Raw genomic sequence first — 19,362 nt, 5'->3', positions numbered from 1 at the left:
GGGTTTCAGACTCAGAACTCAGCACATTAACACATAGGCAGCTAAGGTTAGCTCAGTACTTAACACTTGGAAACTCAGAACGTTGGTAGAACGGCTATTGACGTATAGGAGGTAATGAGCCGGGAGGTGGCTGGTTAACCACTGCCCAGAACAACCCTAACTCTTTGATAGCATTTACAAACTCATGGAAATCCACGGGCTTCACTACATAACCATTCACTCCTAAATCGTAACTTTTGAGCAAATCTTTCTCCTCCCCAGAAGAGGTGAGCATCACCACGGGAACCCGTTTGAGTTGGCCGTCAGATTTGAGTTTAGCCAGCACTTCTAAGCCATCTACTTTAGGTAACTTCAAATCCAGTAGTACAATAACCGGATGACCTTCCCGCCGAAGTTTAAAAATTCCGCGCCGATACAGGTAATCCAGCGCTTCTTCCCCATCCCGCACCACCACAACTTCATTCGCCAGATGGTTTTCTTCTAAGGCAGCCAGAATTAACTCAATATCGTTGGGACTGTCTTCAACGAGCAAAATGCGCTTAAGTTCCGTCATCCCTCCTCCCCTCGAACACCCTTTGGCATAGAAAAGTAGAAGGTTGCTCCCTTATCAACCGCACCCTCTGCCCAGGTTCGCCCCCCGTGACGGTGAATAATTCGCTGCACGTTTGCCAGTCCGATGCCATTTCCCTCAAAGTCTTGTTCGGTGTGCAAGCGTTGAAATACCCCAAAGAGTTTTTGCACGTAGCGCATATCGAATCCGACGCCATTGTCTCGGACAAAGAAAAGGATTTCAGTCTCCGTGCTGGTGCTACCCATTACAATTTCCGCTTGGGGACGAGTGCGTGTGTATTTGAGGGCATTTTCCAGCAGATTGCGGACTGCCAAACGCAACAAAGAGGCATCTCCCTCAACCCAGGGCAATTCAGCAATTTGCCAGTGAACGACTCGTTCGTTCGTATCCATCGTCAGTTCACGCTGTATCTCTTGTACCAGTTGATTCATGTCAACTGCCGCCCAGCGCAGTTGGGTACGTCCCACTCGGGAGAGGGCTAGTAAGTGATCAATCATCACCCCAGCTTGTTTCACCGTCTGGGTAATAGTATTAAAATAGCGCTGACTTGTTTCATCGAGAGTTCCCCCTGTTCGTTTTTGAAGGAGGTTGACAAAACCGTCAATATGGCGTAGCGGTGCTCGGAGATCGTGGGAAACTGAATAGGAAAAGGATTCTAATTCTTGATTGGCGACTTCGAGTTGGGCGGTACGCTCTTTGACTCGTCGTTCGAGTTGTTCATTGAGTTGCCGGATTTTGGCTTCTGAGAGCTTGCGCTCGGTAATGTCTAAAAAGGCAGCGATACAACCTCTAGGCTGGCTTTCTTCGTCAAACAGGGGGGCAACCGAGACTAAAAGCTGGGTGCTGTCTCCATTGTCGTAGACAATTTCTATTTCTTGATTTGGAACCTCAACACCGTGAGCGGCAGCATACTGCATGGGAAGTTCGTCAACCTTCAATTCCCGACCGTTGCGGTAGACTTTAAAGGGTGGTTTTTCGCAGTCGGGAGCACTTAGGGATGCATTGACTTGGGGGGAAATCCTTAACAGTTGAGCCAGAGGCGGATTAGCTCTGATATAGTGGCATTGAGCATCCTCAGCGATACCAATTCCAATGGGAATAACTTCTAGCAACGTTTCTAGCTCTTTGATCCGGCGATTGTGAGATTGGTTGAGTTTGACAATTTCTTCCTCCGCTTGCTTGCGCTCGTTAATATCTACGCAGGAGCCGATATAGCCGAGAAAAGTACCATCCGGTGCGAATCGAGGCGTACCGATATCGAAAATCCAACGATATTCCCCATCAAAACGCCGGAGGCGGTATTCCATTGTAAACTCTTGACGCTTGTCAAATGCCGTGGTATAGTTACCGAGGCACTGCTGGAGGTCGTCGGGATGGACGGCTTCACTCCAACCCTTGCCAAGTTCCTGTTCGAGAGTTCGTCCGGTAAAGTTCAGCCAGCCTTTATTAAAGTAATTGCAGAGCTTGTCGGGACTCGACATCCAAATCAAGATCGGAGCTGTATCTGCCATCTGGCGAAATCGGGCTTCGCTTTCTCGTAAGGCGGCTTCGGCTTCTTTGCGATCGCTCAAATCAATAATAAAGGCAACGGTATCCTGCTCAGACTCTTCTAAAAGAGCAGCACCAACCAGAATAGGGATGCGACTGCCATCTTTGCGAACGTACTCTTTCTCAAAGGGGGTGCAAGTCCCAAAGGCTCTGAGTTCCTCAACCTTGCGATCGTCTAATTCTTGGTATTCGGGGGGCGACATGGCTCTCCAGTTAATTTTACCCCGATGCAATTCTTCCCGCGTATAGCCTACCATCTGGAGGAACGCATCGTTAGCATCTAAGATATTGCCCTCTAAGTCGGGGAAGCAGATACCGATAATATTCGACTCCACTAAGCGCCGAAATCGGGCTTCACTTTGGCGCAGCTCATCTTCTAACTGCTGGCGATCGGTAATATCAAGGGACATCCCTGCCACCAGTTTTCGTCCCGAAGCGTCTTGGAGGGGGAACTTCAAGGAGAGGTAATAGCGATCGCCCTCTTCGTGCGGTACTGTCTCGATCAACTCGATTGCCTTACCTGAAGATAAAACCACCTGATCGTTTTCCCGAACTTGTCTGGCTGTCTGTGGGGGCAGAATATCAAAGTCGGTTTTTCCCACCAGATCGGCGAAACTTTTATTAAAAAGACGCTCAACTAAGGCATTCACATAAATATAGCGCCCCTTTTCATCTTTGATAAACGCTAGGGTGGGGCTGTAGTTCATGAAGCTTTGAAATAATTCTTGGCTTTCTGTCCGCGCTCTTTCGGCTTGCTTGTGTTCGGTGATGTCTTGGAAGACTAGTACGCAGGTTGCCGGATGCCCGTACATGGGCGGTAGAGTATCGCCCACTTCAATAACGGAACGTACACCTTGGGGGGTGTGCCAATCCATCTCGAACCCTTCTAGGCGTTCGCCTCGTGCCAGCCGCACTCCTGGCATTTGATCGTCAGGGATGCGCTGCCCGGTAGCATCGGTGCAGTAGTAAACGGTATGGTAGTCTTCGCCAGGTACGTTCTTGGGAAATTCGCCCCCAGCCATTTCTGCCGCTGCTCGGTTGGCAAAGGTAACTTGTGCAGTTCCGGGTTCAATCAGTAGCAGGGGGGATGGCAGGAGGTTTAATACCGCTTCTAACCATTTTTGCTGATTTTCAAGGATTTCCGCTTGTTCTCGGAGGGCTTCTTCCTGAATGCGATCGCTAATATCGAGTAAGTAGGTTGATACCCCGTCTGCTGAGGGATAGAGACGGATAGCAAACCACCGATTTAGGGTGGGATAAAACTCTTCATAGGCGACACTCATCTGTTCAGCTACGGCTTTGTGAATCTGGGTGTAATATTGGGAGTCGTGGATGGCAGGGAATAATTCCCAGATGATTTGACCAATCAGTGCTGTTCGGGGTTTGCCGATAAGCTGCTCGGCTTGTCCGTTAACGTAGGTGAATCGCCACTCACTATCCAAGCTGATGAAGGCATCGGTAATGCTTTCGAGGATACGAGTAATGCGGTGGTTGGTGTCTCGCAGTACCTGAGTTCTCGCTTCGGCTTCCACACGGGAAATTTTTTCTTGTTCAAGCAAGCGGCGATCGCTGATATCTGTCACAGTGGCAAGTACACCACTAAGGTGATTCCCGTCGTCTAAAATAGGACTAGTGGAGACAATCGCCCACAGATCAGAACCATCTTTGCAGCGGTAGCGAAAATCAAACTGTTCTTTCATCAGTGGTTGGCGTCGCTTAAAATGCCGCTCTTGCTCTTGACGTGCTTCAGCATCCATAAACTCAAAAATAAAGCGATCGCGCATTTCCTCAATGCTGTGGCCTAGCATTTGCGCCATGCGCTGGTTAACATAGTTAATTCGTCCCGCCGCGTCGCTTGTCCAAATTCCCTCGTAGGCAGTATCTACGAGGCAGCGATAGCGTTCTTCGCTATCCCGTAGCTTCCGAAGGCTGACTTCAATTCGGGACTTAGCGGTACGGAGTTCTAAATTTAAGGAGCTAATCAATAATGTTACCAGCACGAACGCCCCTAATCGGATGATTTCACCCAGGTTGCTAATGTGTAAACTGTAGAGCGGCTCTGTAAAAAAATAGTTAATCGCTAATGTCGATAGCCCCGTTGCGACTAATCCAGATCCCGCGCCCCCGTACCAACTACTCACTGCCACTGCTGCGTAAAACAAGGCATAGATAGGTGATGTCAGCAGAGCTTGTAGGGGTAGTGTCAGTAGCAGTGCTAGGATAACGACTCCTACTGCAACACCGTAGTGCCGTAATCGAAAGCGGATTGCCGTTGACATTAGGATTAGCACGTTGAGCGGGTTAGCTAGTTATTAGCCTTTAAACTGCCAATTCTACAAGGTGAGTCGAGTGAAGTGTTAGCCTTTCAGGTTAATCAATAGTCTTTATATTATTTTAATTAAAAAAATGACAAGAATAACTGAAAATGATTGATCATTCATTGTTAATCTACTGTCATCTATCCTTAGAAGTATTTTATGGGGAGTGGGGAATGGAGAAAATTTCATAATTCTTTTAGGCTGACTCTATCGAGTTAATAAAACAGGTAATAGAATCCTTAAGAATGAACAATCATTCACCAACAATTAGCCAAGAAGAAATTAGAGTTCGCGGTACGGTTCAAGGGGTTGGGTTCCGCCCTACCGTATACCGTTTGGCAAAAGCTTGCCAACTCACAGGAGATGTCTGTAATGATGGTCAAGGGGTTTTAATTCGAGTTTGTGGTAATTCTGAAGCGATAGAAGAATTAGTCCGACGCCTGCAAAAGGAATGTCCACCTCTTGCATCAATTGAAACCATTTCTAGAAGTCCCTACCCAGGAGACTGTACCTTTGATGATTTTGTTATTGCTCAAAGTCTAAGCGGTAGTGTGAGTACCGAAATTGCCCCCGATGCAGCAACCTGCCCCCAATGCCAAGCAGAAACCTTTGACTCCCGTTCCCGGTGGTATCGCTATCCCTTTACTAACTGCACCCATTGTGGTCCTCGCCTGAGTATTATCCAGTCTATTCCCTATGACCGAATTAATACCAGCATGGCAGCCTTTGTCATGTGTTCCGATTGCGCTAGGGAATACCACGATGTCGAAAATCGCCGCTTTCACGCCCAACCGATTGCCTGTCCGGTTTGTGGTCCTCAGGTATGGTTAGAACAAGCAAATGGTCAAGTTGTTGATACATCAGATCCGTTGGATACTGTTTGTATCCTATTGCAACAGGGTGAGATTGTAGCGATTAAAGGGTTGGGGGGTATTCACTTAGCCTGTGATGCTACTAACGAGAGGACAGTGCAAAAATTGCGATCGCGCAAGCAGCGATATCACAAACCTTTGGCATTAATGGCGCGAGATATAGCTGTGATTGAACAGTACTGCACTCTGAACCCGAAGGAACGAGAATTGCTGCAAAGTCCAGTAGCGCCGATTGTGTTGTTGGAGAAAAGGGGACAAGGGGACAAAGGGACAAGGGGACAAGGGGACAAGGAGACAAGGGGACAAGGAGACAAGGGGACAAGGAAGAATAACTTCAATTCCACATCATCTAACTCATCCGTTATATCCGTTACCAAATCTGTTGCCACCTCAGTCGCACCCGGACAAACAACCCTCGGTTTCATGCTGCCCAATACACCCCTGCACCATCTCATCCTACAGCAGATGGATCGCCCCATTGTCCTTACTAGCGGTAATCTGTCTGACGAACCGCAATGTATTGATAATCAGGACGCTCGTATCAAGTTGGGGAAGATTGCCGATTATTTGCTATTGCACAACCGGGATATTGTAAATCGAGTTGATGATTCGGTAGTCCGAGTTATCAATTCAAAATTCAAAATTCAAAATTCAAAATTCAAAATTCAGATTCTCCGTCGTGCCCGTGGGTATGCCCCTGCGCCAATTCGTTTACCCGCCGGGTTTGACAGTGTACCTCATATTCTGGCGATGGGTAGCGAATTGAAGAATACTTTCTGCTTACTGCGGGATGGGCAGGCGATTTTATCCCAACATCTGGGGGATTTGGAAAATGCGGCTGCTTTTGGTGCGTATCGGGATACGCTGAATCTTTACTTGGGGTTATTTAAGCATAAACCTGTTGCTATTGCCATTGATAAACATCCTGAATACCTCTCGACTAAATTGGGCAAGACGTTGGATGCAACATTTCTACAGGAAATTCAGCATCATCATGCCCATATTGCTGCTTGTCTGGCAGAAAATGGTATTCCCCTCGATGCGCCCCCAGTTTTGGGTATTGCCCTGGATGGGTTGGGGTATGGGGAGAATGGAACGCTTTGGGGGGGAGAATTTCTCTTAGCCGATTATCGGGGATTCAAACGGTTGGCAACGTTTAAACCTGTGACAATGATCGGTGGAGAAAAAGCAATTTACCAACCGTGGCGGAATACCTACGCCCAATTGATGGCAGCCTTTGACTGGGAAGAGTTGCAACAGCAGTACGGAGATTTAGAATTGGTAAGGTTTCTGGAACAAAAACCCCGTCAGCTTCTCAACCAGGTAATTGAAAAAGGCATTAATTCTCCCCTAGCGTCTTCGGCGGGGCGATTATTTGATGGGGTGGCGGCGGCGTTGGGTATTTGTCGGCAAGAATGCAGCTATGAGGGGCAAGCAGCAATTGAAATGGAAGCCCTTATTGATGCCGATAGGTTAAATCAAGTTGAAGAAGTAGTGCCTTACCCCTTCGGAATTGGCACTCTAGAGAGTAGAGGGGAATTCCTTCCCTTTTTAGAACCGCGTCCGATGTGGCAAGCCTTGCTGAATGACTTGCAGCAAACTGTCTCAAAGGCAGAGATAGGAGCTAAATTCCATAGCGGTTTGGCGAGTGCGATCGCTATCATAGTTGATCAACTCCGTCCCCAAACGGTTAGCGATCGCGTTGTTCTTACAGGAGGTGTATTTCAAAACCGTATTTTACTCGCACAAGTTACTAATCGCTTAGAAGCAATGGGAATTGAGGTACTGACTCATCGGTTAGTACCGCCCAATGATGGAGGGATATCTTTAGGGCAAGCAGTTATTGCAGCAGCACAGTTAATTTAGTCATTAGTCATTGGTTAAACATCCGTTACATCCGTTACCAAATCCGTTGCCACAAAGGACAAAAAACAAATGTGCTTAGGAATTCCTGGTCAAATTGTAAAGATAACTGATACAGAACGCCAATTAGCGATGGTAACGATTGGTGGAGTAAAGCGTCAGGTTAATATTGCTTGCATTATCGATGATACCCACCCCGTTGAATCCTGTGTAGGAGATTGGGTGTTAGTTCATGTTGGCTTTGCGATGAATCGGATTGATGAACAAGAAGCAGCGGAGACGTTGCAGTTACTGAAGGAATTAGCAGAGGTTAGCTAAGACGGATAATTGCCGACACTAAAACAATATCCCATTCCGGTTGCCTATTTTCAGAATTAGGAGAACTCTTATGAAATACGTCGATGAATTTCGCAACCCCCAAGCAGCAAAAGCCCTACTCCGTGAAATTAAAACCTTAAGTAAAGACGCGATAGATTCCGTTTCTCCAAAAAGGCAAAATCAACCGCTGAAGTTGATGGAAATCTGTGGAGGGCATACCCATTCTATTTTTAAATACGCTATTGAAGAAATTCTACCCGATACGATTGAATTAATCCACGGACCGGGTTGTCCGGTGTGTGTGATGCCGAGGGGGAGGTTGGATGATGCGATCGCTATTGCCGAACATCCTAAGGTTATTTTCGCCACCTTTGGCGATGCCATGCGGGTTCCAGGTTCTAAAACCAGCCTTTTACAAGCCAAAGCCCTAGGCGCAGATATCCGAATGGTATATTCTCCCCTAGACTGCCTGCAAATGGCGAAGGAAAACCCGGATAAAGAGGTTGTTTTCTTTGGACTTGGTTTTGAAACCACTGCCCCCAGTACGGCATTAACCATCCGACAAGCGAAATTAGAAGGGCTCGAAAACTTCAGCATATTTTGCAATCATGTTTTAGTGATTCCTGCCCTGCAATCGCTTTTAGATAATCCTGATTTGCAACTAGATGGGTTTATTGGTCCTGGTCACGTTAGCATGGTTATTGGCATTGAACCCTATCAGTTTATTGCTAAAAACTACCAGAAACCCCTGGTTGTTTCTGGATTTGAACCCTTGGATATTTTGCAATCGATTTGGATGATTTTGCGACAATTAGTAGAGAGTCGTTGTGAGGTAGAAAATCAGTACGATCGCATTGTCCAATCTCAGGGGAATCGGGTAGCATTAGATGCCATGCAAAAAGTTTTTGAAGTACGCCAGGATTTTGAATGGCGGGGGTTGGGTGATATTCCTAATTCTGGGTTTAAGATTCGCCCAGAGTTCGCCCAATTTGATGCTGAAGTGAAGTTTACTCTTCCCAATCGTAAGGTGGCTGACCATAAAGCCTGCCAATGTGGAGAAATTCTTAAAGGCGTGATGAAACCCTGGCAATGTAAAGTATTTGGTACAGCCTGTACCCCAGAAACACCGATTGGAACCTGCATGGTTTCCTCAGAAGGGGCTTGTGCTGCGTATTACAAATATGGACGCTTTTCTAAGGTTGCTAAAGAACCAATGCCGAATCAATCAACGGTAACAGCATGAGAAATAGAATAGTGTTAGAGATTATTCAAGTCGAGAAAAATGTCTACCAACGAACCTGGGCAAATTTATTCAACAGGGAGAACACAACATGACTCAATCCTTTTCTCAACGCACCCTACAGCGCGGCAGAGTTTTACCCGAACAGACTCTATCAACCGCAGATAGAACCCGAAAAAAAGCAGAACTCCAGGCATTTCGCCAGCGTTGTCGCCCGATTTTTGAAAAACTTCGCCCTGAGTTAATCGAGAACCACTATAACTGGTTTATTGTCATTGAACCAGATAGTGAAAACTACTTTATCGATCAAGAGCGTATGGGGGCATTACTGAAAGCACTTGAACATTATCCTAATGCTGTATTTTATACATTTCGTCTCAATGAGACTGGATTGTGCGGACGAGTATGATTCAGGGTGAGTTTGATAGCCTTGGTCAGCTATTTTTTGAGATTGATTTAATTGCGGCTAATGGGGAGATATTCCCAATTAATGCGCTACTTGATACAGGTTCGACTGAGTTTCTAGCAATCAACGACCAAGACTTAGAGGCACTTAGCTGGAATCTTGTTGATAGACTAGATGTGCTAACCGCAATGGGTGAAACGACGTTGGAAACCTACTTGGGAAAAGTGGTGTTAGATGGAGAGGAGTTCACAATTCCCGTCGTTGCTGGGTCTGGATTTCGAGAAACTATCATAGGTTTACCTTGGTTGAGACATCGGCGGCTTGTGGTAGATATGCCAGCAGGAGTGTTGACACTGGAAAGAAGTTAAGGGCAATTATAGGCTGTGCTACTGACAAAATTTAACGTAACACTATGAGCGAAACTTCAATCAGTAACCCAGGACAACATCCCCTATTCCAAAAAATCGAACAAGTCCGACGCCGCCAGAGTAAAGTCCGAGATACCCATATTACCCTGGCACATGGCAGTGGTGGTAAAGCAATGCGAGATTTAATTGATGATATTTTTGTTGGCAGTTTCGATAATTCCCTTCTTTCCCAACTTGAGGATCAAGCAACTGTCCCACTAGCAACGCTGCTAACTCAAGGAGATAGATTAGCCTTTACTACCGATTCCTATGTTGTCGATCCCCTATTTTTTCCAGGCGGTGATATTGGCGCATTAGCAATTAACGGAACGGTCAATGATTTGGCAGTGAGTGGGGCTAAACCCCTCTACCTAACCTGTAGCATGATTCTAGAAGAAGGGCTGTCAGTCAACACATTGCGGCAGGTAGTCCAGAGTATGAAAGTCGCAGCAGACGCAGCGGGAGTACAAATTGTTACTGGGGATACAAAAGTAGTCAATCGCGGATCTGCTGATAAGTTATTTATCAATACTGCTGGCATTGGCGTAATTCGTGAAGGGGTGTCTGTCTCCGCCCGCAATCTTCAACCTGGAGATGCAGTTATTATTAACGGACAATTAGGAGATCATGGTGCTGCTATTTTAATTGCCCGTGGGGAATTGGCACTTGAAACGGAAATTAAAAGCGACTGCCAACCCTTAAATGGGTTAGTGGATGCCATTATTAATGCTTGCCCTGAAACTCACGCAATGCGAGACGCCACTCGCGGCGGTTTGGCAACGGTATTAAATGAATTTGCTCTCAGTTCTGATGTAGGAATTCGCCTGCATGAGGAGTCTATCCCAGTACGGGAGGAGGTGAAAGGAATCTGTGAAATTTTAGGACTAGACCCCTTGTATCTGGCAAATGAAGGCAAACTGGTGGTTATCGTGCCGCGATCGCATTCTGAATCCGTCCTATCTGCCATGCAATCCCACCCCACCGGACAAGACGCCCGTATTATCGGCGAAGTCATACCCTCACCCCCCGGAATCGTCCTCATGCAAACCGGCTTCGGTGCCGAACGCATCGTTGATATGTTAGTCGGCGACCAATTACCTAGAATTTGCTAATTTGTCATTAGCCATTTATAATCCTCATTTTCCTCTCGTGTAATCCTCCGTATCCGAAAATGGGGGATCAGCTAGTGTATTGCTACATAGTTGAGTTTTGTCAGTCCCATAAATCTATTGACCTAGATTTGACCGTATCTGCTAAAACGCTCCTGAATAATCTGAAATCGTCTTCTGTGCTTCCCATGGGATCGGCGAAAAAAAGCAAAAAGGGCTGATTTCAGACGAAAGCAAGTCGTTCTGGGAACTATTCCCTATTGTTACGGTACTTGTCAATAGAAATTAACAAAACTTAGGTATGTTTGCTCTGACCATGACTAAACCCCTCCACTTCATCGTCAATCCCAAAGTACCACTACGCCTTATTCTGGTCGTGCCATTCGTTGTGCAAGTTGTCGTAGCTGTGGGGTTAGTGGGGTATCTTTCCTTTCGCAACGGTCAAAGGGCAGTTGAGAATTTAGCCAGCCAGTTACGCAATGAAATCACGGCGCACATAAAAGATCGCCTTGACACTTACTTAAGCACACCCCATCTGATTAATCAAATCAATGCTGATGATGTCCATCTGGGTAAATTAAAGTTGCAGAATACTAGGAGCTTAGAACATCATTTTTGGAAGCAGATTCAATTATTTGATTCTGCGACTTACATTTATTTCGGTAGCGAACAGGAAGTCTTCACTGGCGTAGAACGGACTCCTGATGGTACATTCAATATCGGTTACTGGTCGAGCAACTCTCCGAACGGTAAGTTTTACACTTATGCAACCAATAGCCAAGGCGATCGCACTCAGGAGTTGTCAGCTATTCCCAACTATAATATGCTGATTCGCCCTTGGTACAGAACTGCGGCTCGTGTTGGTAAACCCACCTGGGGTGATATCTATGTCTGGGCTGCTCCCTACCCCAATATTGCCCTCCCTGCTGTTTTGCCCATCTACAATCCTACCGGAGATTTACAAGGGGTTTTTGCCGTCGATTTGTCCCTGTTAGATATTGGTCATTTCTTAAGTACCCTAAAAGTTGGCAAAACAGGACAGACTTTTATCATGGGACGAGACGGACTTTTGGTTGCTTCTTCAACTCCTGAAGCCTCATTTATTAGTGAAACTGATGAACCCAAGCGTCTCCAGGCGACTCAAGTTGATGATCTCTTGATTCAATCAACAGCTAACCATTTGCTCAAAGAATTTAATCGCTTCAGTCAAATTGAGCAACAACAGCAGCTCACTTTTAAACTTAATAATAAGCAGCAACTGGTTCAGGTGACACCCTATCAAGATGAATTTGGTCTTGACTGGTTGATTGTAGTCGTTGTTCCAGAAGCCGACTTCATGGCGCAGATCCACGCCAATACCCGCACAACGATTTTGTTGTGTTTTGCAGCTTTTGTAGTAGCTACGGGAGTGGGAATTGTTACCTCTCGGTGGATAACTCAACCCATCTTAGAATTGGGTGAAGCGAGTCGCAACATGGCTAGTGGAGAACTCGACCAAACTGTAGAGAAGTATGATGATACACCTTTACAAATCAATGAGCTGAAGCTTTTAGCTGAGTCATTTAACCAAATGGCAAGGCAGTTGAGTAAGTCTTTTACTGACCTAGAAAAGCTCAACGATGAGCTAGAAGAAAAGGTTGATGAAAGAACGGTGCAACTAGTCAATGCTGAAGCCGAACTACGGGGTTTGTTTGAGGCAATGACTGAGCTAATTTTCGTTAAAGATCGACAGGGACGTTATTTGAAAATTGTCTCTGCCAGTCCAGAACTTTTGGCGAAAGCTGCTGATGAAATGCTGGGTAAAACAGACTATGAACTGTTGCCTGCCGAGCAAGCCGAGCAGTTTGTGGGTTATATCCAAAGAACCCTTACGAGTCAGAAAACAGTCAATGTTGAGTATAGCTTAACTCTTCCGGAGCAAACGGCTTGGTTCTCTGCCAGCATTTCACCCATCTCAGCAAACCGAGTCATTTGGGTCGCACGAGATATTACTGATCGCAAACGTGCCGAAGAAGCCCTCCGAGAAAAAGAAGAATATTTGCGGCTAATTTTAGATAATATCCCCCAGCAAGTTTTCTTAAAAGACACTAACTCGGTCTTTCTAGGATGTAACCGTAACTGGGCTAAAGCCGCTCAGTTAGAAAGTCCAGAAGCCGTAGTCGGTTTGACAGATTATGATCTACTCCCCAAAGCCGTGGCAGACGCATTACGAGCGAAAGATCGTCAAATTATGGAGGCGGATCAGCCGGAATTTCATCATATTGATGTTAAACAAAAACTGGGAGAAGATGGACAAAAATGCTGGCTTGATATCAATAAAATTCCTATCCATGACTCTCAAGGCAAAGTCATTGGTATTCTGGGAGTCATAGAAGATATCACCCAACGGAAACAGGCAGAAGAATCTCTGCGGGTAGAACAAGAAAAATCAGAACAATTATTACTCAATATTTTACCCAAACTCATTGCCGAGCGGCTCAAACAAGATACTAGTGCGATCGCCGAGCAATTTGATGAAACCACAATTATGTTTGCTGACATTGTGGGTTTTACTCCCCTTTCTGCTAAAATGCATCCGACAGAACTGGTCAAGTTGCTCAATCAAGTTTTTTCCCTCTTTGACCAATTAGCATATCAGCACGGTTTGGAAAAAATTAAAACGATTGGTGATGCTTATATGGTGGTGGGAGGCTTGCCTGTAGCCATGGCAAATCATGCTGAAGCGATCGCGAATATGGCGTTGGAGATGCAAGAAGCCATCTCTCGTTTCCAAGCTGATATCGGTGAATCCTTCCAAATTCGCATCGGCATAAACACGGGCACTGTTGTAGCTGGGGTGATTGGCATTAATAAGTTTATCTATGATTTGTGGGGAGATGCCGTCAATGTCGCATCAAGGATGGAATCTTCAGGAGTCCCTGGAAAAATTCAAGTGACTACCCAAACTTATGAGCGTTTGAAAGATAAGTTTGTATTTGAAGAACGGGGTGCGATCACTGTTAAGGGTAAAGGTGAAATGATGACCTATTGGCTCATCGGTCGTAGCTGATCCCTATCTCATCCATAGTCAGTCTAAAGGAAATGTGAAACTTGGCTGGGGGTCAGGAGACAGGCGTGAAAAGTCTTAGGGCTAATTTTATAGGAATTTTCGACTAAGATAGAGCCAAAGAGCGATCACTTCAAAATCCGCTTGTACAGATCAGTTATCGGTTGGTGTTTGCTAATGACCAATAACCCCTATGCATGAACTCGGAATTACTCAAACCATTGTTGATACTGTTACCCAACACGCCAAGGGTGCAAAAGTGCAGCGAGTTTCCTTAGAAATCGGTAAACTTGCCGCCATTATGCCCGATGCAGTCCACTTTTGCTTTGATGTTTGCACTCGAGGCACACCGTTAGAAGGCGCTACCTTAGACATAATTGAAATACCAGGATTAGCCCGATGTCGTCAATGTGGGGCTGAGGTACACCTCGACGAACCTTTCGGTATTTGCGACTGCGGTAGTGTCGAACTGGATGTGATTTCAGGTCAAGAATTGAAAATTAAGGAAATGGAGGTGGAACTATGTGCGTAACTTGCGGTTGTGCCGAGAATGCCGAACCTACCGTTACTAATCTCGAAACTGGGGAAGCGATCGCACTTGATACTCACCAACACAATCATACTCATACTCTACTAGATGGGACTGTTATCACCCATTCTCACTCTCACCACACTCCTAACGGCGAAGCATCCCAAATTCATGCCCAAGTCCACGGCACAACTATCTCCTTAGAACAGGATATCCTAGCAAAAAATAACCTCCTCGCTGCCCAAAACCGTGGCTGGTTTAAAGGTCGTAATATCCTAGCACTGAATCTAGTCAGTTCTCCCGGCGCAGGTAAAACGACTCTCCTAACTCGTACTATCCAAGATTTAAAAGACCAATTGCCGATTAACGTGATTGAAGGGGATCAAGAAACCGCCAATGATGCCCGGAAAATTCAGGAAACGGGTTGCCAGGTAGTGCAAATCAACACGGGTACTGGTTGTCACCTGGATGCAGCAATGGTGGAGAGGGGTTACACCCAACTCAACCCACCCCTCAATTCGGTGGTAATGATTGAGAATGTAGGCAATCTTGTTTGTCCGGCTTTATTTGACTTGGGTGAGTATGCAAAAGTGGCGATTCTATCGGTTACAGAAGGAGAAGATAAGCCAATTAAATATCCCCATATGTTCCGTGCCAGTCAGGTTATGATTCTGACTAAGATTGACCTACTGCCTTACGTGCAGTTTGATGTAGAACGCTGCCTAGACTACGCCAAGACAGTTAATCCTCAGATGGAAATCTTGCAGGTTTCAGCGACAACGGAAGTCGGGTTGGAGAGTTGGTATGAATGGCTGAAATCTCAGTTTCAGAAATAGCAGCCAGGAAGCGATCGCTAAAATTTTCCCTCTCAAATCGAACTATTGTAGCCATCCGTCTACCAGAGCATAGACGGCGAAAAGAAATAGCGATCGTATTAGCGACTCAGAGCGTTTAAGAAACGCTGGAGATTAGTCAATAATCCTGGTTTTTTGGCAGGGGCTGGTGTTGGTTCGTCGGTATCGCTGGTGCCAGTCCCTCGGGCAAGGATTTGCTCAATCGCATCTCCTACAGGTTTTTGCGGTTCCTCTGCAAGAAGTTGATAGTTGTTTTCGGTTTCTAGCCAAATCTGCCAAAGACCTGGATAGGAGCGTACTAGGGCAGCATTATCAAGGGGTTGGAGATAGTAACTGGACTCAATCGTATTGAGAAATCGTTCGCGTAGCTGACGTGCTGCGTAACCAATACCCACAACTTTGAGGTCTTCTAGCTGGGGGTTGAGCAACACGCAGGGGCGATCGCCTGCCAGATTGCAAAGCTTTTCGACTTGGTTTACTTCTACTGCTGAAGGAGAAACGATCAAAAACGCCTCATCCTCTGGCTGAACCTTGAGTTCTATGGGGGAGCGACTAGTGCCAATGTCGCTGACTTTAAACGGTATCTCTCCCCAGTCACGACGAGCGAGGGCAGCGGCACCCGCATCGGGAAAGAGAACTTTTAATCCCGATCCGTATTTTGTAAAGATAGGGATAAATTGCCAAGCGATCGACTGGGCTTGCAAGGCAATTTCAGGAAAAACCAACTCGACTTGTACCCGGCTGTTACCGTCATTGAGGGCAGCTTGAGTCGCGTCTTTGGCTTGAGCGATCGCATCGTCTAAAGTCTTGGGAAGTTGAACCATTAGTCGTTGTAATGTCTTGAAGAAGCTTCCGTGAGTAACATCCTCCTACACTGACCCCACGGGTGCATTGCAGGCGTCATAGTGACTCATGCTACCGCATCAGACGGAAGAGGGAAAGCAAGAACAAGGGAATAAATCTAAACCCTAAACATCAAAATTTCTCAACCCTCAGAAGACAGAGTGTCAACGCCGAGAAGGACCAGGATTGAGTAGCTGAACTTCACTCATGCGGATCACATAGGGGTGGTATTGGTCTTTCTCGTAAGACCCTATCCAAACTCGGTAAGTACCCGGTTGCCACTGACCTGCGATACCAGGATTCTTCCCTTGAGCATCATCATTGCACCAGCTACCCCCAGGACCCCTAACCACCAGGGTTGTGTCCTCTGGGCTTTGGACTTGTAAACTGAGATAGTTGAAAAAATTCGTCAACTCCATCGTATGGTCAGGCTGTTCGTCTACATAACCCATACAAGCACCCGTTGGTGTTTCCCCACGACCGGCAACGCTTCTTGCGGGTACTGAACCCCCACTGATACCCCGAATGACTAAGGGATCAGGGGCAAAGTTTGAGCCGATTCTGACATTTTCAAAGATGGGCTGAGGTTGCTTTGACTGGGCTTTAGCAGAAGTGATGGTAATTAGTCCGCTAACCACTATCGCTGTGGCAGTTGCTCCTACCCAGCTAAAAGCTCCAATAAATTTTATCCCTTTCTTTAGCACTAGCGTATAGGTGTTAAAGGCTTATGAATGCCTGTTCTCTCGGATATTACCGCGTGACGAGGAGATTGTTGACAGGGTTCCGCATAATTTTGGGACTAAAGGAAGATGGGGGAGATGAAAAACAAGTCAATTTATCCTCTACTCCCCAGCCCTTCTGCTCCTCTGCTCCCCCGCTTCCCAACACCTCCACCCTGACTGCCAATGCCTAAACTGATGGCAGGCTTTCCCAGGCATGAGCAACAATGTCACTGAGCCAGCGTCGTTGCACCTGATCTAACAACGTATCTTCGGCCAGGACTTCGGCTGTTAGATCGTCGAGGGATTGTCCTTGATCGCGAGCGATTTGAATGACACCAGCAATTGCCGCTGCTACCAATTCTTCATCAACGGGTTCTTGACGTAGAGCCACAACTTCTTGAGGGCTAACTGGGATGGGATAATTCATGGCAAGTTAACAATGGCACCCTAACTTTAACAAAAATGAGAAGACTGTAAACTTTTTTTACTAATATTAAACAAATTCAGTATTCGGAAGTGTAGCGTATTTTCCTCTCCAGGCACCTCCGTCTTCCTTCATAATCTTTATGCTGCTCAGATCACACCGATGAACTCACACCGATGAACGAACTTATCTATGTAGAACTACCTACTCCCGATACAGCCGCCGTCTGTACTTGGTTGCAACAGGAATGGCACTGTGAGCTAGGGAAGAAAATTATTACCCCTGACGGTATCCGAGTGCAACTCATACCTACTCTTTCCAGAAATGCCACTACATCGGCTGCCGCCCCAATTCCGGAAATCTCCATTTTTATTTGGTCAGTGCAGCGAACCACCTACCTCAAAGCCTTTCGCTGGGGTGAATCTGCTATTCCCGGGGAAGGAGAACTGCTCCAAGCTCTGACAAGGGATTTGCGCCGTCAGTTTCCTTATCACTATCCAAAGCCTCCCATTATCGATTTATCTGAGCAATCCATCTTCGAGGCGCTGGCTCCTTATTATCCCCAAACCGTGCGCTTCTTTCAAAAAATGCCGAACGGGGAATACGATTTGAACCGCGTCTACTGGTGGGAGCAACGGTGGCGAGAGGGCGTTCGCAATCCCCAGCAGCCCAAGCAGGTGGTGTTTGAGGGATTGGGGACTAGGACACCAATGCCGACTTATGACATTATCTATATCGGTGGTGCCTTGGGTGTCATCCACGCGGCAGTTATGGCGCAGCGAGGCTACAAAGTACTTCTGGTAGAACGATTACCCTTTGGGCGGATGAACCGGGAATGGAATATTTCGCGGGATGAGTTCCAAAGCCTGATTGACTTGGGTTTATTTACACCGACGGAGTTTGAAAGCATTATTGCTAAGGAATATATCGATGGCTTCAATAAATTCTTTGACGGTAACAATCCCTCCTATCTAAAAGCCCCTGTCTTACACACGCCCAAGGTGCTGAACGTGGCGTTGGATTCTGAGAAATTGTTACAAATGTGTGGCGAAAAGCTCAGACAGGCTGGGGGAGAAATCTGGGATGAGACAGAATTTATCCGAGCAGATATCACACCCGAGCAAGTTATCGTCAGCCTGCAACACCTACCAACTCGATCAAATAAACAAGCAACGGGGCAATTGTTGGTGGATGCCATGGGAACTGCTTCTCCCATTGCTTGGCAACTTAATGGTGGAAGAGCCTTCGATAGCGTTTGTCCGACAGTGGGTGCTGTGATTGCCAGTGGGTTTGAGCCAGGGGTGTGGGATTCTAATTATGGGGATGTTCTCTACAGTCACGGTGATATCTCACGAGGACGGCAGCTCATTTGGGAGCTATTCCCAGGTGCAGGAGCGGAACTGACGATTTATTTGTTTCACTACCATCAGGTAAATTCTCAGAATCCCGGTTCCTTATTAGAAATGTATGAAGACTTTTTTACAATTTTGCCGGAGTATCGCCGCTGCGATATGGAAAAACTGGTCTGGAAGAAGCCGACATTTGGGTATATTCCAGGGCATTTTACGGTAGGAAGTGGCGATCGCACGGTGGCATTTGACCGCCTGATTACCATTGGCGATGCCGCGTCGCTCCAGTCTCCCCTTGTCTTCACAGGCTTTGGCTCCTTAGTTCGCAATCTCTATCGCTTAACCGACCTTTTAGACACCGCTCTGCGACACAATCTTCTAGGTGCTAAGGATTTAAACCAAATTCGCGCCTATCAAAGCAATATTTCTGTCACCTGGCTTTTTTCTAAAGGCATGATGGTGCCGACAGGCTCTCACCTGCCACCCCAACGAATTAATGCCATGCTCAATACTTTCTTCGGATTGTTGGCAGATGAACCCCTAGAGGTGGCAGACAACTTTATTAAAGACCGTTTTGACTGGCTCACCTTCAATCGATTAGCCCTGAAAGCAGCTAGACGCAATCCTGCTCTGATCCTCTGGATTTGGGAAATGGCGGGGGTTAGAGATTTATGGCGTTGGGTAGGCAGTTACTTAAGTTTTTCACGCCAATCTTTAGTAAGTGGGTTGCTGAGAGGTTGGTTTCCGTCTCTCATCCGTCGTTTACAGCCTTGGATTGAAGAGCATTATGCCGCTTTCTGGCTACGGTTGTTGGCTCAACATTACGCCCTTACTACGGGAATGGGGCGTCCTGAAAAGGTGAGGCGCGAAGGGTTCAGTATCAAGAGTGGTGAGCTAATCGCCAACTCAACTCAGGGAAAAGCCTTTGACTCTTAAGATGAAG

General features: G+C 46.5%; 17 protein-coding genes. 12 read left to right on the top strand and 5 right to left on the bottom strand.

Annotation, left to right across the window (positions count from 1 at the left end):
* Window positions 1–94: 94 nt before the first annotated feature.
* Both IQ257_RS07075 and IQ257_RS29865 read right to left on the bottom strand, forming a co-directional pair.
* Window positions 95–553, bottom strand: coding sequence for a response regulator (locus tag IQ257_RS07075; protein WP_193881337.1), 459 nt, complete (start codon window positions 551–553; stop codon window positions 95–97).
* Complete coding sequence (locus IQ257_RS29865) at window positions 550–4,398, bottom strand: PAS domain S-box protein (RefSeq protein WP_228060489.1); 3,849 nt, start codon at window positions 4,396–4,398, stop codon at window positions 550–552. The genes IQ257_RS07075 and IQ257_RS29865 overlap by 4 nt, the downstream gene beginning before the upstream one ends.
* A gap of 284 nt (window positions 4,399–4,682) precedes the next feature.
* Between IQ257_RS29865 and IQ257_RS07045 the strand changes: the two genes are divergently transcribed.
* The 10 genes from IQ257_RS07045 (at window position 4,683) to IQ257_RS07000 (ending at window position 15,182) form a co-directional block, all read left to right on the top strand.
* Entirely contained in the window at window positions 4,683–7,175 is a 2,493-nt protein-coding gene (locus tag IQ257_RS07045; protein ID WP_228060488.1) for a carbamoyltransferase HypF, read from the top strand.
* Between the two features lie 69 nt (window positions 7,176–7,244).
* The gene (locus tag IQ257_RS07040; protein ID WP_193880921.1) at window positions 7,245–7,490 is read left to right on the top strand and encodes a HypC/HybG/HupF family hydrogenase formation chaperone; all 246 of its coding nucleotides are present in this window, start codon (window positions 7,245–7,247) and stop codon (window positions 7,488–7,490) included.
* 70 nt (window positions 7,491–7,560) lie between these two features.
* Window positions 7,561–8,733: a hydrogenase formation protein HypD gene (gene hypD / locus IQ257_RS07035; RefSeq protein WP_193880918.1), complete on the top strand. Its 1,173-nt coding sequence runs from the start codon at window positions 7,561–7,563 to the stop codon at window positions 8,731–8,733.
* Between the two features lie 88 nt (window positions 8,734–8,821).
* Window positions 8,822–9,139: a hypothetical protein gene (locus IQ257_RS07030; protein ID WP_193880916.1), complete on the top strand. Its 318-nt coding sequence runs from the start codon at window positions 8,822–8,824 to the stop codon at window positions 9,137–9,139.
* Entirely contained in the window at window positions 9,124–9,504 is a 381-nt protein-coding gene (locus tag IQ257_RS07025; protein WP_322744227.1) for an aspartyl protease, read from the top strand. Before IQ257_RS07030 ends, IQ257_RS07025 begins: the two co-directional genes overlap by 16 nt.
* A gap of 44 nt (window positions 9,505–9,548) precedes the next feature.
* Window positions 9,549–10,655: a hydrogenase expression/formation protein HypE gene (hypE, locus tag IQ257_RS07020; protein ID WP_193880913.1), complete on the top strand. Its 1,107-nt coding sequence runs from the start codon at window positions 9,549–9,551 to the stop codon at window positions 10,653–10,655.
* 313 nt (window positions 10,656–10,968) lie between these two features.
* Window positions 10,969–13,701: an adenylate/guanylate cyclase domain-containing protein gene (locus tag IQ257_RS07015; protein WP_193880910.1), complete on the top strand. Its 2,733-nt coding sequence runs from the start codon at window positions 10,969–10,971 to the stop codon at window positions 13,699–13,701.
* A gap of 190 nt (window positions 13,702–13,891) precedes the next feature.
* Complete coding sequence (locus IQ257_RS07010; RefSeq protein ID WP_193880907.1) at window positions 13,892–14,230, top strand: hydrogenase maturation nickel metallochaperone HypA; 339 nt, start codon at window positions 13,892–13,894, stop codon at window positions 14,228–14,230.
* Complete coding sequence (gene hypB, locus IQ257_RS07005; protein ID WP_193880904.1) at window positions 14,221–15,063, top strand: hydrogenase nickel incorporation protein HypB; 843 nt, start codon at window positions 14,221–14,223, stop codon at window positions 15,061–15,063. The genes IQ257_RS07010 and hypB overlap by 10 nt, the downstream gene beginning before the upstream one ends.
* Window positions 15,036–15,182, top strand: a complete 147-nt coding sequence (locus IQ257_RS07000; protein ID WP_193880933.1) for a hypothetical protein — start codon at window positions 15,036–15,038, stop codon at window positions 15,180–15,182. The genes hypB and IQ257_RS07000 overlap by 28 nt, the downstream gene beginning before the upstream one ends.
* Here the strand turns inward: IQ257_RS07000 and IQ257_RS06995 are convergent.
* Window positions 15,162–15,905 (bottom strand): DUF1995 family protein, encoded by a 744-nt coding sequence (locus IQ257_RS06995; protein WP_193880901.1) that lies wholly within the window; start codon window positions 15,903–15,905, stop codon window positions 15,162–15,164. The two genes, IQ257_RS07000 and IQ257_RS06995, sit on opposite strands and share 21 nt — an antisense overlap.
* Before the next feature lie 183 nt (window positions 15,906–16,088).
* Window positions 16,089–16,628, bottom strand: coding sequence for a hypothetical protein (locus IQ257_RS06990; protein WP_322744226.1), 540 nt, complete (start codon window positions 16,626–16,628; stop codon window positions 16,089–16,091).
* A 23-nt stretch (window positions 16,629–16,651) separates the two neighbouring features.
* Here IQ257_RS06990 and IQ257_RS06985 point away from each other — a divergent pair, with 23 nt between their 5' ends.
* The gene (locus IQ257_RS06985) at window positions 16,652–16,837 is read left to right on the top strand and encodes a hypothetical protein (protein WP_193932980.1); all 186 of its coding nucleotides are present in this window, start codon (window positions 16,652–16,654) and stop codon (window positions 16,835–16,837) included.
* Here IQ257_RS06985 and IQ257_RS06980 read toward each other — a convergent pair.
* Window positions 16,834–17,073 carry a hypothetical protein gene (locus IQ257_RS06980; protein WP_193879834.1) on the bottom strand — a complete coding sequence of 80 codons (240 nt, stop codon included), beginning with the start codon at window positions 17,071–17,073 and terminating at the stop codon, window positions 16,834–16,836. The two genes, IQ257_RS06985 and IQ257_RS06980, sit on opposite strands and share 4 nt — an antisense overlap.
* 173 nt (window positions 17,074–17,246) lie before the next feature.
* On the opposite strand from IQ257_RS06980, the gene IQ257_RS06975 reads away from it, so the two are divergent.
* Window positions 17,247–19,355 (top strand): NAD(P)/FAD-dependent oxidoreductase, encoded by a 2,109-nt coding sequence (locus IQ257_RS06975; RefSeq protein WP_193879832.1) that lies wholly within the window; start codon window positions 17,247–17,249, stop codon window positions 19,353–19,355.
* Window positions 19,356–19,362 lie beyond the last annotated feature (7 nt).

The organism is Coleofasciculus sp. LEGE 07092 (genome assembly GCF_015207375.1).
In the GTDB taxonomy this organism is placed as follows: domain Bacteria; phylum Cyanobacteriota; class Cyanobacteriia; order Cyanobacteriales; family Coleofasciculaceae; genus LEGE-07092.
Note: the sequence above shows the minus strand (reverse complement) of the source record. Positions and strands in the feature narration are given on the sequence as shown.